This is a genomic window from Lentzea sp. NPDC020367 (genome assembly GCF_044387305.1).
In the GTDB taxonomy this organism is placed as follows: domain Bacteria; phylum Actinomycetota; class Actinomycetes; order Mycobacteriales; family Pseudonocardiaceae; genus Lentzea.
This window is the reverse complement of the sequence record NZ_JBIRVV010000008.1, coordinates 1-15,348: the sequence shown is the minus strand read 5'-3', so window position 1 is coordinate 15,348 and position 15,348 is coordinate 1. Positions and strand designations below refer to the sequence as shown.

The window sequence follows — 15,348 nt, the reverse complement described above, 5'->3', positions numbered from 1 at the left end:
CGAGGTGACTAGTTGACGACGTCGTCCACGGAGGGCGACTCGGACCTCGACAGGTTGATGCCGAGGTTCGCGGCCGCGCGCTCCAGGTCCTCGTCGTCGCCGTCGCGCATCTCGATCGCGGCACCGTCCGAAGACAGGACCTCGACGTTGAGGCAGAGCGACTGCAGCTCCTTGAGCAGCACCTTGAAGGACTCCGGGATACCGGGTTCCGGGATGTTCTCGCCCTTGACGATGGCCTCGTAGACCTTCACGCGGCCAAGCACGTCGTCGGACTTGATGGTGAGAAGTTCCTGCAGGGTGTATGCGGCGCCGTACGCCTGCATCGCCCAGCACTCCATCTCACCGAAGCGCTGACCACCGAACTGCGCCTTACCACCCAGCGGCTGCTGCGTGATCATCGAGTACGGGCCGGTGGAACGCGCGTGGATCTTGTCGTCCACCAGGTGCAGCAGCTTCAGGATGTACATGTAGCCGACCGACACGGGGAACGGGTACGGCTCGCCGGAGCGGCCGTCGAAGAGCTGTGCCTTCCCGTTCTCCTTGACCATGCGCTCGCCGTCGCGGTTCGGGATCGTCGAGCCGAGAAGGCCCGTGATCTCCTCTTCCTTCGCGCCGTCGAACACGGGGGTCGCGGTCTTGGTGCCGGGCTCGACATCCATCAGGTCCTCGGACAGGTTCTTCGCCCAGTCCGGGTCCCCGTTGATGCTCCAGCCCTGCTTGGCGATCCACCCGAGGTGGGTCTCCAGCACCTGGCCGATGTTCATACGACGCGGCACACCGTGCGTGTTCAGGATGATGTCGACCGGCGTGCCGTCCTCGAGGAACGGCATGTCCTCCGCGGGGAGGATCTTGCCGATGACGCCCTTGTTGCCGTGGCGGCCGGCGAGCTTGTCACCGTCCTGGATCTTGCGCTTCTGGGCCACGTAGACGCGGACGAGCTCGTTCACGCCCGGAGGCAGCTCGTCGTCGTCCTCACGCGAGAAGACGCGGATGCCGATGACCTTGCCGTACTCACCGTGCGGCACCTTGAGCGACGTGTCGCGAACCTCGCGCGCCTTCTCACCGAAGATCGCGCGGAGCAGGCGCTCCTCCGGCGTCAGCTCGGTCTCGCCCTTGGGCGTGACCTTGCCGACGAGGATGTCGCCGGGCTGGACCTCGGCACCGATGCGGATGATGCCGCGCTCGTCCAGGTCGGCCAGGACCTCTTCGGAGACGTTCGGGATGTCCCGGGTGATCTCCTCGGCGCCGAGCTTCGTGTCGCGGGCGTCGATCTCGTGCTCCTCGATGTGGATCGAGGTGAGAACGTCGTCCTGCACGAGGCGCTGCGACAGGATGATCGCGTCCTCGTAGTTGTGGCCTTCCCACGGCATGATCGCCACGAGCAGGTTCTTGCCGAGCGCCATCTCGGCGTTCTCGGTGCAAGGACCGTCGGCCAGAACCTGACCCGCCTCGATCCGGTCGCCCTCGTTGACGATGGGCTTCTGGTTGATGCAGGTGCCCTGGTTCGAGCGACGGAACTTGTGCAGCGCGTAGGTGTTGCGCGCACCGTCGTCGGCCATGACGGTGATGTAGTCGGCGGAGACCTCCTCGACCACACCGGTCTTCTTCGCGACGACGACGTCACCGGCGTCGACGGCGGCGCGCAGCTCCATGCCGGTGCCGACGAGCGGCGACTCGGAGCGGAGCAGCGGCACTGCCTGACGCTGCATGTTCGCACCCATCAGGGCGCGGTTCGCGTCGTCGTGCTCGAGGAACGGGATCATGGCGGTCGCGGCCGACACCATCTGGCGCGGCGAGACGTCCATGTAGTCGACGTCGGTCGGGTCGATGAACTCGACCTCGCCGCCCTTCTTGCGGACCAGGACGCGGTCGTCGGTGAAGTTGCCGTCCTCGTCGGTCGGCGAGTTCGCCTGCGCCTTGACGAAGCGGTCTTCCTCGTCCGCGGTCAGGTAGTCGATCTGCGCCGTGACGCGACCGTCGGTGACCTTGCGGTACGGCGTCTCGATGAAGCCGAACGGGTTGACCCGCGCGTAGCTCGAGAGCGAACCGATCAGGCCGATGTTCGGGCCTTCCGGCGTCTCGATCGGGCACATGCGGCCGTAGTGCGACGGGTGGACGTCGCGGACCTCCATGCCGGCGCGCTCACGGGACAGACCACCGGGACCCAGCGCCGACAGGCGGCGCTTGTGGGTCAGACCCGCGAGCGGGTTGGTCTGGTCCATGAACTGCGACAGCTGCGAGGTGCCGAAGAACTCCTTGATCGCCGCCACGACGGGACGGATGTTGATCAGGGTCTGCGGCGTGATGGCCTCGACGTCCTGCGTGGTCATGCGCTCGCGGACGACGCGCTCCATGCGGGACAGACCGACGCGGATCTGGTTCTGGATCAGCTCGCCGACCGTGCGGAGGCGACGGTTGCCGAAGTGGTCGATGTCGTCGACCTCGACGGGCACGTCACCGCCGGCGGCGGCGTCCATCATCGTCTCGCCGGCGTGCAGGCGAACGAGGTACTCGATCGTCGTGACGATGTCGTCCTCGGTCAGGACACCGGTGTTGATCTCGGTGTCCAGGCCCAGCTTCTTGTTGACCTTGTACCGGCCAACCTTCGCCAGGTCGTAGCGCTTGTCCTTGAAGAACAGGTTCTCCAACAGAGCCTGCGCCGACTCCTTCGTCGGGGGCTCGCCCGGACGCAGCTTGCGGTAGATGTCGAGCAACGCCTCGTCGGTACCCGCGGTGTGGTCCTTCTCGAGCGTGGTCAGCAACGTCTCGCTGAACGCGAACCGCTCGCGAATCTGCTCCGTGCTCCAGCCCAGAGCCTTCAACAGCACCGTCACCGGCTGGCGACGCTTCCGGTCGATGCGGACACCGACGGTGTCGCGCTTGTCGACGTCGAACTCCAGCCAAGCACCCCGGGACGGGATGATCTTGACGCTGAAGACGTCCTTGTCGGTCGTCTTGTCGACCGCGGTGTCGTAGTACACACCGGGGGACCGCACGAGCTGAGAGACCACCACGCGCTCAGTGCCGTTGATGATGAACGTGCCCTTGTTCGTCATCATCGGGAAGTCACCCATGAACACCGTCTGGCTCTTGATCTCGCCAGTGGTGTGGTTGGTGAACTCCGCCGTGACGAACAACGGTGCCGCGTACGTCATGTCCTTGTCCTTGCACTCTTCGGTCGAGGCCTTGACCTCGTCGAAGCGCGGGTCGGAGAAGGACAGTGACATGGAGCCGGAGAAGTCCTCGATCGGCGAGATCTCGTTGAGGACCTCTTCGAGGCCGCCCGTCGGAGTCTCGTCGCCGGCGTCGACGCGGCGCTGGAACCACGCCTCGTCGCCGGTGAGCCATTCAAAGGACTGGATCTGCAGGTCAAGCAGGTTGGGCGTCGAAAGCGGCTCGTTAATCTTCGCGAACGAGACCCGCTTCGGCGCTCCAGGGATCCCCGACGTGGAGTTGGTCGCAGCAGTGGCCTTGGTCGCGCGAGAGATCGCCAAGATGCGTCCTTCCAGGGACAGGTAGCTGGCTAGAGCGAACTAGCACGGCTGTCAAGGGTGCGGCGATGCCCGCATAATCCACGCTCTCGGCGAAGGGCAAGCGGAAAATGGGCAGCGCAAAGGGGCAGTCTAGCCACGCGCACGGCGACTGTCGAGAGGCACCTGGAAGGACCCTCCTCTTGCTCACCGACAGAGTGACCCTGCATGAGCGCGCAGTCAAGATGTTGCGGGCCGATCCACCCTCTGGATGGAGCGCTGTTTACTTGAAGTCACCCATTTGACCTGCACAAACACGTGTACGGCCGATTTGGTGGGAAGTTGGCGGCTTCAAGTGAACTTACAGAGCGCCACAGGATTTGGTGTGACCGAGATCACGCGTGTCGGGGCTGGCGGAGGGGGTCTCAGCGGTGCTTCTAGGGCTGATCTGACGACCTCACGGCGGTGTTGATCTTAGGGGACGAAGATCAGGTACCCGCCACCGGCCCGCCCCAAACGACTGGGTCGGGTGGGGACGGAGAGCGACGTGAGGTGGGTGCGGCGCGAGGGGTGCGAGTTCGCGGCTTGTGAGTCAGCAGCCCTGCATCTGGCGGTTCTGCTCCGCCGTCGCCCCGAACATCTCCATGTTGTCGATCTTCCAGCGGCCGCCGTCGTCGATCGCGCTCACGCGGAGCATGGCGGTGCCGCCGCCCGACTGGTTGTCGGTGGTGCGGGTGGTGACCTGGTCGGCGAAGACCAGGACGGTGGCGTGGCCGTCCTTGAGGGACGACACGGCCGAGGACACCACACGGACCGTCACGACGAGCTTCTGCTGCGGCGCCACTTCCTTCACCGGGCCGAACACGGCGTTGTACTGGCACAGGGCCTTGCCGGTGAGCAGTTCCTTGGCCGCCTTCTCGGTGGACTCCACGTCGGCGAAGTTGTACGAGAACGACTTCTCCACGGCCTCGCGGACCTGGCCGTTCACCGCCGAGGTGCCGGCCGAGTCGACCAGGGCGGCGTCGTAGGACACCGACCGCGACTTCACCAGGAAGAACGTGCCCAGGCCCGCCATCAGGAGCCCCACGAGCACCAGCGCCACCGGAAGCACCCAGCCGGCCGCACCGGTCTTCTGGGCGGCCTTCTCAGCGGCCGGTTCGGTCTCCGCCACGGCGGGCTTCTCGACCGCGTCGGACTTCTCGGCGGCGGCCTTCTTCTTCGGCGCGGCCGGCGGCGCCCAGTCGACGGCTTCCGGGGCCTTGAGCTCTGCCTCCTCCGCCACCGGCTCCGGCACGACCTCAGCGGGCACGACCTCAGCGGGCACGACCTCCTGCGGCACGTCCTCGACCACCGGCTCCGCGGCCGGCTCGACCACGGGGTCGGCGGCCGCGCGCCGGTTCAGGCCGGCCACCTTCGGGCGGCCTCCTGCGGGCGGGGTGGGGATCGGGCGGCGGCGGGATGGAGGCACGTGCACTCGTTCCAATCAGCTCTGGCGGAATCAGACGCCTGCCCGCAGCGGACCCAGCTGGCTGAGCTTCCAGCCGTCGTCGGTGCGGGTGAGCTTGGTCAGGTACCGGTTGATCTTGGTGACCTTCTGGCCGTTGTCGGGGGTCACGGTGCTCTCCACGACGGCGATCATCGACGCGCTGCCCGCGCGGTCGTCCAGCTCGGTGATCGCGGCGTCCAGGACCTTCGACGTCGTCACCGACTTGGCGTCGACCAGCTGCTTCTTGCGCGAGTCCTTGTCCTTGTCGATCTCCGCGCGCAGGTCGCCGGTGGACGAGTTGAGCCAGCGCTGGAGGTCCTCGTCGACCTTCTTGTAGTCGAGGGTCAGGAAGTTCGTGATGCCGACCTGGCCGGACCGCAGGGCGTCGTCGCGCGTGGCGGCGTACGACGACTCCGACGAACTGGCCGACGAGTACCAGACGAAGCCGCTGAACACCGCGAACACGAACGCCACCACCGCGAAGACCGCGGCGGCCACCGTGAAGACCCGCACTACTTCTTCCCCTCTGGCAGACCGAGCAGCTGGCCGAGCGACGTCAGCAACGGCAGCTCCGGCGCGGCCTGGCCCGTTGTCGGTTCCTGGCCCGGCTGCGTCGTCGCGTTGCCGACCGGCGTGGTCGGCGTTCCACCGTACGGCGCGTTCTGCGAGCCTCGCACCGACGTCGCCGACCCGCGCGCGAGAGCGCAGTACGCCTGCGTGTTCAGCGGCGCGGCCGAGGTGTCGCCACCGGGACGGATGGTCGTGCCCTCGTATCCGACAGTGCACGGCATCGGGTCGAACACGTTCAACGCGAGCCCGAAGTGCGCCGACCCGTCGCCAGGAGCAACGGAGAAGCCACCGCCGACGGCGATGGGGTACGTCACCGCGATCTGTTCCAAACCGTCACGCCTGGTCACGAGGATGTTCGACGTGGTCAGCAGGTTCGCGAAGACCACCCCGAGGTTCGGCCCGCTCTCCTTGAGCAACGCCGACACCTGCTCGGACGCCGGCGGCACGGCCACGATCAACCGCCGCAGGTCGCCGTCGGAGGCCTTCAGCTGCTCGGCGAGCAACCGCAGGTCGCCGCTGAACGACCGGATGGCGCCACCGGACGCGGCCTGCGTGGCCAGCACGATCCGCCCGTCCTGCAACAGCTGCGTCGTCTGCGGCAGGTGCTCCTTCGCCGCCGCCGTGAACGCCGCGGTGTTGTCGATCAGCACCTGCAGGTCGCCACCGGTCCCGCTGAACGCCGTGTGCAGCTCGTCGACGACTGTCCGGAGGGAGTCCGTCGGCACCGACGACGCGAAAGCGTCCAAATTGGACAGAAGTCCGTCGACCGGCGGCGGCGTCTTGGTGGCCGAGCGCGGAATGACCGACCCCGCCTCCAGGTACGGCGCGCCGTCGCTCTTCGGCCGCAGGTCCACGTACTGCTCACCGACGGCCGACCGGTTCGCGACGACGGCCTCGGTCTCGGCGGGCACGCGCGCGTCCGAGTCCAGCTCCAGGTCGACCTCGATGCCGTCCGAGGTCAGCCGCAGCTGCCCGACCCGGCCGATCGTCACGCCGCGATAGGTCACCTCGGCGTTGGTGAAGATGCCGCCCGAGTCCGCGAGCTGCATCGTCACGACCGTGGACGCCGACTTGAACAAGCCGACGTAGGTGGCGCTGACGTAAGAGATGCCCAGCAACGCGACCAGCACGAACGCGCCGATCTTGAGCCTGGTCCCCCGCGTGATCACTTGCGACCACCTCCCAGCAGACCGCCGAGCAGGTCGCCCAGCCCGGACCCGGTGCCCTGCCCGAGGTTCGGCAGCGGGATGTTCGGCATCGGCAACGGCGTGCCCTGCGACGGGATCAGCGAGTCGATCGGCGACTGCCGCGACCGGCCGAGGTTGTCGAGCACCGTGCCGAGGTTCAGGTCGAGGTCGATGAACGCGTTGGTGTAGTCGCCCTTGATGCCGTCGACCGCCTCGTCCGGGAACGGGTAGGTCAGCAGCAGCTCCAGCGACTTCGGCAGGTTCTGCCCCGACTCGGCGAGCTTGGTCAGCGTCGGCTGCAACGCCTTCAGGTCCGCCACGATGTCGTCGCGGCTCCTGTTCACCGTGTCCGTCGCGACGTCGGAGAGCTTGTCCAGCGACTGCAGCAGGGTCACGAGCTGCGTGCGCTGCTCGGCCAGCACCTTCAGTCCGGGCTCCAGGTCCGTCAACGCCACCGCGATCTTCTCGCGCTGCTGCGCCAACGTCCCGGCCAGCCGGTTCATCGAGTCGAGCGCGCGGACGATCTCCGCCTTGTGCTTGTCGAGCTCCCCGACGAACGTGTTGAGGTTGCCGAGCAACGAGCGGATCTCCTTCTCGTTGCCCTGCATCGCCGCGTTGAGCTCCTTGGTGATGTTCTGCAGCTGCGCGACGCCACCGCCGTTGAGCAGCATCGACAACGCCCCGAAGACCTCTTCGACCTCGGGGTTCCGGTTGGTCCTGTCCAACGGGATCGTGGCGTTGTCGGCGAGCTTCCCGCTGGCGTCCTTGGGCTTGCCCAGCTCCACGAACTTCTCGCCGAGCAACGCGGACTGGCGCAGCTTCGCGAACGCGTTCGCCGGAAGCTGCACGTCGCCGTTGACCAGCATGGTCACCTCGGCGGTCCAGCCGTCGGCACCCAGGTCGATCTGCTCGACCCGCCCGACCGGCACGTCGTTGACCTTCACGCCCGCCTGCGGCACCAGGTCCAGCACGTCCTTGAACTGCGCCTTGACCCGGTACGGGTGATCGCCGACGTCGGCGCCACCGGGCAGCGGCATGTTGTAGACGCCGTCGAACCCGCCGGAACCACAGCCCGACACGAGCAACAACGCCGTCAGCCCTACGACCAGCTTCCTCACTGGGGCACCCCCGCGAGCGGCAGGGGCAACGGCAGCTTGCCCACGTTCAGGTCGCTGATGACCTCGGCCGGCGACTTCAACGGAATCGCGCCGGTCAGCAGAGGCTCCAACTGCTTGCAGGTGTTCGTCAGCACCGGCGGCACGTTGTTCGGCGTCGCCTGCTGGATCAGCTTGCAGATCAGCACGATCGGCGGCTGGTTCAGCTCGTTGATGTTCGCGCGGGTGTCGAGCGTGCCGGACGCCGCGTTGTAGGAGTTCTGCAGGTTGCCCAGCGCCAGCGGGGCGACGTCGAGGGTCTCGGCCAAGGCCCCCCGCTGGTTCACCAGCACCTGCGTGATCGAGGCGAGTTTGTCCACATTGGACTTGAGCGCCTCGCGGTTGTCCTTGATGAACCCCTGCACGAGTCCCAGCGCGGTCGCCAGCTCGCTCAACGCCGCACCGAGGTCCCCGCGTTCGTCGGCGAGCATCTTCGACACGTCCGCGAGCTGCTTGTTGAAGTCGCGCACCTGGCTGTCGTTGGCCGCCAGCATCGCGGTGAACTTCTGCAGGTTGTCGACGGTCGCGAACAGGTCCTCCTTGGACCCCGACAGCGTGCGGGTGGCCTGGCCGAGGTTCTTCAACGTGTCGTTGAGCGCCTGGCCGTTGCCCTCGAGGTTCGCGGCCGCGGAGTTCAGCAGGTCCGCCAACGCCCCGTCGGCGTTCGCGCCGTTGGGACCCAGCGCGGTCGTGAGCTTGTCGAGCGACGAGTACAGCTCGTCCAGCTCGACCGGCGTCGCGGTGCGCTCGCGCGGGATCACGGCGTTGTCGGCCAGCGTCGGCCCACCGGTGTAGGCGGGCGCGAGCTGCACGTACCGGTCGCTGACCACGCTCGGCGAGACCACGACGGCCTGCGCGTTCTCCGGCACCCGCACGTCGCGGTCGACGGTGAACACGACCTTCACGGTCTTGCCCTCCGGCGTGACCTCGTCGATGGTGCCGACCTTCACACCCAGGACCCGCACGTCACCACCGGGGTAGACGCCGACGGCCGCCGCGAAGTGCGCGGTGACCTTGCGGCCGTTCATCCCGTTGAAGACCCACCAGAGCCCGGCCGTGACGACGAGCGCGAGAACGCACGCGATCGCGATGAACCGGCCGACCTTGCTGTTCGCGACTTCCGTCATCGCTGCACCCCCGGAGGCAGGCAGCCTTCCTCGTTGAACCCGACGACGCCGAGGTTCACCGAGGGCGGCAGCAGACCGCAGATGTAGGTGTCGAACCAACGGCCGTTGCCCAGGGTGTTCGCGAACACCCGGTAGAACGGCGCCATCAGCGCGAGGCTGCGGTCGAGGTTCTCCTGGTTGCGCTCCAGGATCGTGGTGACGCGGCCGAGCTGTTCCAGAGCCGGCTTGAGCTGGTTCTGGTTGTCGTTCACCAGACCGCTGAGCTCACGGGCAAGGTCGCGCGTGCCGGTCAGCAGCGCGCTGATCGACTCACGGCGCTTGCGCAGTTCGCCGAGCAGCAGGTTGCCGTCCGACAGCAGCTTCTCGAACTCCGCGTTGCGGTCGGCCAGCGTCTTGGTGAGCTGCCTGGTGTTGTCCAGGAGCTTCGCCAGCTGCTCGTCGCGCGAGGAGATCGTCTTGGACAACGCGGACAGGCCGTCCAGCGCGCCCCTGACGTGCTCCGGCGAGTTCTTGAAGGTGTTGGACAGGACCGTGAAGCTGTCCGCGAGCTGCTTGGTGTCGATCTGCCCGACCGTCGTCGCGAGCCCGTTGAACGCCTCGTTCACGTCGTACGGCGCGAGCGTGCGTTCCTTCGGGATCGGGCTGCCGGGCGAGAGCGGCTGGGTGCCCTGCGGGTCCAGCGCCACGAACTTCTGGCCCAGCAGCGTCTTGATGCGGATCATCGCGGTCGTCCGGTCGCCCACCCAGGCGTCCTTGACCTTGAACGTCACCCGCACCTTGTCGCCGTTGAGCTTGACCTTGGTGACCTTGCCGACCTTCACGCCGGCGACGCGGACCTCGTTGCCCGGCACCAGTCCCGCGGCCTCGCTGAAGTCGGCGGCGTAGCTCGTGCCGCCGCCGACGATCGGCAGGTCGTCGGAGTAGAACGCGGCCAGCAGCAGCAGGGCGATCAGGGTCAGGCTGATCGCGCCGGTCCGGATCGGGTTGGAGGTCTTCATCGGCGGCACCTCTGCTGTGTCACCGGCAACGCCGTGATCGGGATCGGGTTGTTGATGATCGGCGGCACGGCGACCTGGCCGCTGGCCTCGCACAGGTAGAAGTTGAACCACGAGCCGTAGGTCGCGGTCCGCGTGATCGTCTCCAGCTTGTTGGGCAGGCGCTGCAACATGCGGTCGACGAGCACCTCGTTGTCCCCCAGCGTCTTCGAGACGATGCCGAGCTGCGCGATGTCGTTCTTCAACGGCTCGCGGCCCTGCTCCAGCAGCCCGGAGGTGGCCTGCGTCAGGTCGCCGAGCGCGGTGATCGCGTCCCCGATCGGCTGGCGGTCCTGCGCGAGCCCGGAGACCAGCGTCTGCAACGTGATCACGAGGTTGTTGAAGTCCTCGTCGCGCGAGTTCACGGTCTCCAGCGCGGTGTTGAGGTTGTCGACGACGTCGCCGATCACCTTGTCCTTGCTCGCCAAGGTGCTGGTCAGCGAGGCCGTGTGCTGGAGCAGGCTGTCGATCGTGCTGCCTTCTCCCTGCAGCACCTGGATGATCTCGAACGACAGCTTGTTCACGTCGTCGGGCGACAGCGCCTGGAAGAGCGGCTTGAAGCCGTTGAACAGCACCGTGAGGTCCAACGCGGCTTTCGTCCGCTCCAACGGGATCGTGCCGCCCTCGGCCAGCACCGCCTTCGTGTCACCGGTGCCGGACTCCAGCGCGATGTACCGCTGCCCCACCAGGTTGCGGTACTTGATCGTCGCCGTCACGGCTTCGGGGAGCTTGCGGTCGCCGTCGATCGAGAACTCCACCTCGGCGGTCTTGCGGTCGACGACCTTGATCCCGTCGACCTGCCCGACGCGGACGCCGGCGATGCGGATGTCGTCGCCCTCGTTGAGCGCGGTGACGTCGGTGAACTGGGCCTTGTACTCGGTGGCGCTGGCCAGGTTCACGTTGGCGATGGTGACCGCGAGCAGCGACGTGGCGAGGATCGTGACCACCGCGAAGGCGATCAGCTTGAGCAGTGGAGCGAGGACGCCCTTCACTTGACGGTCACCTCCGTTCCGCGAACCAGTGGCCCGAGCAGCAGGCTCGACCAGCCGGGCATGTCCTGCGGGTCGACGCCGACGCGCGGGCCGAAGAGGGCCGCGATCAACCTGGCCTCCTCCGGCGAGTTGGCGAGCCGCAGCACGTCAGCGGACTGCGGCACCGTCACGTTGCCCGCGGTGGCCGGCGGCAGGATCCCGTCGTTCGCGACGCGGGCGGGCGGCGGCGCCGTGGCACCGTCCTGCACCGGACCCTCCGGCGGGTACTGCGGGAACGGGTTCGGGCGCGGGATCAGGTCGTAGCAACGGGGTCCGCGCTTGTCCTTGTACTCGGGCTCGTCGAGGTTCGGCTTGTACTTGCCGCGGTTCTGCGTGATCTCCAGCGTGATGTGCAGGCCGGGCTCGTTGGTGCCCTCGCCGAACGCCTTGCTGATCACCGGCTCGAACTCCGCGAGCCCCTTGAGCAGGCACGGGTACTCGGGCGCGTACTTCGCGAGCAGCTCCAGCGTCGGGCGGCCGGTGTCGGCGAGCGCGATGATGTTGTTCTTGTTGACCGTGACGAAGCTGGTGACGTCCTGCGACGTCGTGGTCAGAGACCCGTAGAGCGCCAGCAGGTTCTCCCGCTGGTCGACGACGGTCTTGGTCGTCGTGGTCATGTCGTTGAGCGCCTGCAACAGGTCCGGCGCCGCGTCCGCGTAGACGTTCGAAACGTCCGCGAGCCTGGAGATGTTCTCCTTCAACGCCGGCAGCTGCGGGTTGAGCTCGCCGAGGTAGGAGTCGAGCGACACCAGCGTCTCGCCGAGCGGCTTGCCGCGGCCGTCGAGTGCCTGCGACAACGCGGTCAGCGTGGTGGCGAGCTTCTCCGGCTGGATCGCCTGGAGCACCGGCATCAGGTTGTCCAGCACGCGTTCGAGCTCGATCGCGCTGCTCGTCCGGTCCTGCTCGATGACGGCGCCCTGCGTGATGGCCGCGCTCTTCTGCTGCGGCAGCACGAGGTTCACGTACCGCTCACCGAACAACGTCTTGGGCAGCAGCCGCGCGCTGACGTTGGACGGGATCTGCTCGACCTTGTCCGGCAGCAGCGCCAGCTCCAGCTCGGCGCCGTCCCCGCTGGTGCGGACTGCCTTCACCGAGCCGACGATCAGCCCGCGCACCTTGACGTCGCTCGCGGTCTGCAACTGGTTGCCGATGTGGTCGGTCTTGAGCGTGACCTTCACGTAGTCGCTGAAGGCGTCCTTGTAGAGCGCCACCGTGAGCGACAGGAACATGGCGATCGCGAGAAGGAAGGCGATGCCCAGCACGCGTTTCCTCATCCGGCGATCCTCACCGTCGTCGTCGCGCCCCAGATCGCGAGGCTCAGGAAGAAGTCGAGCAGCGCCGTCGTGACGATCGCGGTCCGCACCGCGCGCCCGACCGCCACACCGACACCGGCCGGACCGCCGGACGCGCGGTAGCCGTAGTAGCAGTGGGTCATGATGATCACGACCGCGAAGACCAGCACCTTGCCGAACGACCAGAGCACGTCGATCGGCGGTAGGAACAGGTTGAAGTAGTGGTCATAGGTACCCGCGGACTGCCCGTAGAACTCCACGGTGATCGTTCTCGCCGCCAGGTAACTCGTCAGCAGCCCGATCACGTACAGCGGGATGATCGCGACGAACCCGGCGATGATCCGCGTGGTCACGAGGAACGGCAGGCTGGGAATCCCCATGACCTCCAGCGCGTCGATCTCCTCGGAGATCCGCATCGCGCCGAGCTGAGCCGTGAAGCCGGACCCCACCGTCGCGCTGAGCGCCAGCCCAGCGACCAACGGTGCGATCTCACGCGTGTTGAAGTACGCGGACACGAACCCGGCAAAAGCGCTGGTACCGATCTGGTTCAACGCCGTGAAGCCCTGAAGGCCAACCACGGTCCCGGTGAACACGGACAACCCGACCATCACGCCGATCGTGCCGCCGATGACCGCGAGCGCACCCGACCCGAAGCTGACCTCGGCCAGCAGCCGCATCGTCTCCTTGGAGTACCGCTTCAACGCGCGGGGCGTCCAGGCCAGCGCCTTGATGTAGAACGACAGCTGGTCGCCGAACCCGTCGAGGGTGGAGAGCACCTTGTTCGCCATCAGCTCCCCTTCGCGGGCACGACCTGCAGGTAGATCGTGGTGAGGACGAAGTTGACGAAGAACAGCAGCAGGAACGTGATGACCACGGCCTGGTTCACCGCGTCCCCCACGCCCTTGGGCCCGCCGGCGGGGTTGAGCCCCCGATAGGCGGCCACGATCCCGGCGATGAACCCGAAGATCAGCGCCTTCAGCTCACTGATCCACAGGTCCGGCAGCTGAGCCAACGCGGAGAAGCTCGCCAAATACGCACCAGGCGTGCCGTCCTGCATGACCACGTTGAAGAAATAGCCGCCCATCACACCGACGACGCTGACCATGCCGTTGAGCAGCACGGACACTAACATCGCGGCAAGAACCCGAGGCACGACGAGCCGATGGATCGGCGAGACACCGAGCACTTCCATCGCGTCGATCTCTTCGCGAATCGTCCGGGACCCGAGGTCCGCACAGATGGCCGAGCCACCGGCCCCCGCGATCAGCAGCGCGGTCACGATCGGACTGGCCTGCTGAATGATCGCGAGCACGCTGGCCGCACCCGTGAACGACTGCGCACCGATCTGCCGAGTCAACGACCCGAGCTGAAGTGCAATGACCGCACCGAACGGAATGGACACCAGCGCCGTGGGCAACACCGTCACGCTGACGATGAACCAACTCTGCTGAATGAACTCCCTCAACTGAAACGGCCGCCGGAACGTGGTCCGCACGACGTCGATCCCGAGCTGGCACAGCTTCCCGGTCTCCCGCAGCGCACCAGCGCCGGGGAACGAGGTCTGAGTGGTCACAGAACACCACCCTGCCGAGGCCAAGGGCTGGGCGAAGGCGCCGCCGCCGGCGCACCAACATGCACGCCGTACCGCACCTGCTCCTCAGTGGTGAGACTCTCGATGATCCCCTGCTGAGCCTGGTAGGGCAGCTGATGGATGATCGACATGACCCGGTCCTTGCGCCGCCGAACAGCGTCCCGGAACGGCAGCCCGGGAGTCGGCTCGATCTGCGGGATGATCCCCCGAACGTCCTCAGACGTGGACCCGTCCGAGTGCCCAGCGTCCGCGTGCGCCTGCTCGGCGGCCATCGTGGCCGTGTCCTTCTCCTCGGACATGCCGATGGGCCCAAGCCGCCGCCCGTTCAAAAACTGCTCAACAACAGGCTCATCGCTGGTCAGCAACACCTCGCGCGGCCCGAACATGACAAGCTCGCGCCGGAACAACATCCCCAGGTTGTCCGGCACGGTACGAGCAATGTTGATGTTGTGCGTGACGATCAGAATGGTCGCGTCGATCTGGGCGTTCAGGTCGATCAACAACTGACTCAGGTACGCCGTACGAACGGGGTCCAACCCGGAGTCGGGCTCGTCGCACAAAATGATCTCGGGGTCGAGCACCAGCGCACGGGCAAGACCAGCCCGCTTGCGCATACCGCCGGAGATCTCACCGGGCAGCTTCTTCTCCGCCCCGACGAGACCGACCATCTCCATCTTCTCGAGGACGATCCGCCGAACCTCGGCCTCCGTCTTGCGGGTGTGCTCCCGCAGCGGAAACGCGATGTTGTCGTACAGGTTCATCGACCCGAACAACGCGCCGTCCTGGAACAGCACGCCGAACATCTTCCGAATCTCGTACAACCGGTGCTCAGAGCACCGCACAAGATCCGTCCCGTTGATAATGATCTTGCCTTGCTCCGGCTTGAGCAGCCCCACCAGCGACTTCAGGAACACGCTCTTGCCGGTACCGGAAGGCCCGAGCATCACACTGACCTCACCCGGCGGCAACGTGAGCGTGACGTCCTGCCAGATGGTCTGCTTGCCGAAGGACTTGGTCAGACCCTCGACGACCACCTCGACGCCCATCCGCACCTCCGCACACGCCCGAGGACGCCGCAGCGATCGGCGTCACACCTGGGCAACGAGTTCGTTCGCGGCAGGTTACTCACCAGTTGGCCTAATGGCGGTTGCGTTCAGATAACACCACACAGGGTGACCTCGCAAAACGGGCACGAGACCGTAGACCACCACCCGACAACCGGGAATTACGAGACCGATGTGACCCCAAACACACACCGCCACACACAACTCACCCGCGAAGCCGAAGGCGAGCCGTCCTTACCAAACGGGCTGGGCGGTGGGGTCCCGTCACGAGTCGCGCCATAGCTCTTGCTGCATGCAGGTAGGGGTGTCAAGCGGGCACGCTTTTCGCCCGCTTGACACCCC

Annotated in this window: 12 protein-coding genes; all 12 read right to left on the bottom strand. The window is 66.7% G+C overall.

Annotation, left to right across the window (positions count from 1 at the left end; genetic code table 11):
• Window positions 1-8: 8 nt before the first annotated feature.
• Window positions 9-3,494, bottom strand: coding sequence for a DNA-directed RNA polymerase subunit beta (locus ACH413_RS30670; RefSeq protein ID WP_360049201.1), 3,486 nt, complete (start codon window positions 3,492-3,494; stop codon window positions 9-11).
• A gap of 568 nt (window positions 3,495-4,062) precedes the next feature.
• Entirely contained in the window at window positions 4,063-4,938 is an 876-nt protein-coding gene (locus ACH413_RS30665) for a hypothetical protein (RefSeq protein ID WP_360049202.1), read from the bottom strand.
• 30 nt (window positions 4,939-4,968) lie between these two features.
• On the bottom strand, window positions 4,969-5,469 hold the full coding sequence (locus ACH413_RS30660; protein WP_360049204.1) for a hypothetical protein: 501 nt from the start codon (window positions 5,467-5,469) through the stop codon (window positions 4,969-4,971).
• Window positions 5,469-6,695 (bottom strand): MlaD family protein, encoded by a 1,227-nt coding sequence (locus ACH413_RS30655; RefSeq protein WP_360049205.1) that lies wholly within the window; start codon window positions 6,693-6,695, stop codon window positions 5,469-5,471. The genes ACH413_RS30660 and ACH413_RS30655 overlap by 1 nt, the downstream gene beginning before the upstream one ends.
• Window positions 6,692-7,831, bottom strand: a complete 1,140-nt coding sequence (locus tag ACH413_RS30650; RefSeq protein ID WP_360049206.1) for an MCE family protein — start codon at window positions 7,829-7,831, stop codon at window positions 6,692-6,694. The genes ACH413_RS30655 and ACH413_RS30650 overlap by 4 nt, the downstream gene beginning before the upstream one ends.
• The gene (locus ACH413_RS30645; RefSeq protein ID WP_360049207.1) at window positions 7,828-8,994 is read right to left on the bottom strand and encodes an MCE family protein; all 1,167 of its coding nucleotides are present in this window, start codon (window positions 8,992-8,994) and stop codon (window positions 7,828-7,830) included. The genes ACH413_RS30650 and ACH413_RS30645 overlap by 4 nt, the downstream gene beginning before the upstream one ends.
• A complete protein-coding gene (locus tag ACH413_RS30640) occupies window positions 8,991-9,992 on the bottom strand; it encodes an MCE family protein (protein ID WP_360049209.1) in 1,002 nt (333 codons plus the stop codon). The genes ACH413_RS30645 and ACH413_RS30640 overlap by 4 nt, the downstream gene beginning before the upstream one ends.
• On the bottom strand, window positions 9,989-11,020 hold the full coding sequence (locus ACH413_RS30635; RefSeq protein ID WP_360049210.1) for an MCE family protein: 1,032 nt from the start codon (window positions 11,018-11,020) through the stop codon (window positions 9,989-9,991). The genes ACH413_RS30640 and ACH413_RS30635 overlap by 4 nt, the downstream gene beginning before the upstream one ends.
• A complete protein-coding gene (locus ACH413_RS30630) occupies window positions 11,017-12,333 on the bottom strand; it encodes an MCE family protein (RefSeq protein WP_360049212.1) in 1,317 nt (438 codons plus the stop codon). The genes ACH413_RS30635 and ACH413_RS30630 overlap by 4 nt, the downstream gene beginning before the upstream one ends.
• On the bottom strand, window positions 12,330-13,139 hold the full coding sequence (locus ACH413_RS30625) for an ABC transporter permease (protein WP_093606336.1): 810 nt from the start codon (window positions 13,137-13,139) through the stop codon (window positions 12,330-12,332). The genes ACH413_RS30630 and ACH413_RS30625 overlap by 4 nt, the downstream gene beginning before the upstream one ends.
• Window positions 13,139-13,924, bottom strand: a complete 786-nt coding sequence (locus ACH413_RS30620) for an ABC transporter permease (RefSeq protein WP_360049213.1) — start codon at window positions 13,922-13,924, stop codon at window positions 13,139-13,141. The genes ACH413_RS30625 and ACH413_RS30620 overlap by 1 nt, the downstream gene beginning before the upstream one ends.
• On the bottom strand, window positions 13,921-14,988 hold the full coding sequence (locus tag ACH413_RS30615) for an ATP-binding cassette domain-containing protein (RefSeq protein ID WP_360049215.1): 1,068 nt from the start codon (window positions 14,986-14,988) through the stop codon (window positions 13,921-13,923). The genes ACH413_RS30620 and ACH413_RS30615 overlap by 4 nt, the downstream gene beginning before the upstream one ends.
• Window positions 14,989-15,348: the final 360 nt, after the last annotated feature.

Bases quoted from the DNA above. Each gene is read 5' to 3' on its own strand.
- ACH413_RS30640 (WP_360049209.1), bottom strand. From the start codon at position 9,992: ATGAAGACCTCCAACCCGATCCGGACCGGCGCGATCAGCCTGACCCTG.
- ACH413_RS30625 (WP_093606336.1), bottom strand. From the start codon at position 13,139: ATGGCGAACAAGGTGCTCTCCACCCTCGACGGGTTCGGCGACCAGCTG.
- ACH413_RS30630 (WP_360049212.1), bottom strand. From the start codon at position 12,333: ATGAGGAAACGCGTGCTGGGCATCGCCTTCCTTCTCGCGATCGCCATG.
- ACH413_RS30645 (WP_360049207.1), bottom strand. From the start codon at position 8,994: ATGACGGAAGTCGCGAACAGCAAGGTCGGCCGGTTCATCGCGATCGCG.
- ACH413_RS30615 (WP_360049215.1), bottom strand. From the start codon at position 14,988: ATGGGCGTCGAGGTGGTCGTCGAGGGTCTGACCAAGTCCTTCGGCAAG.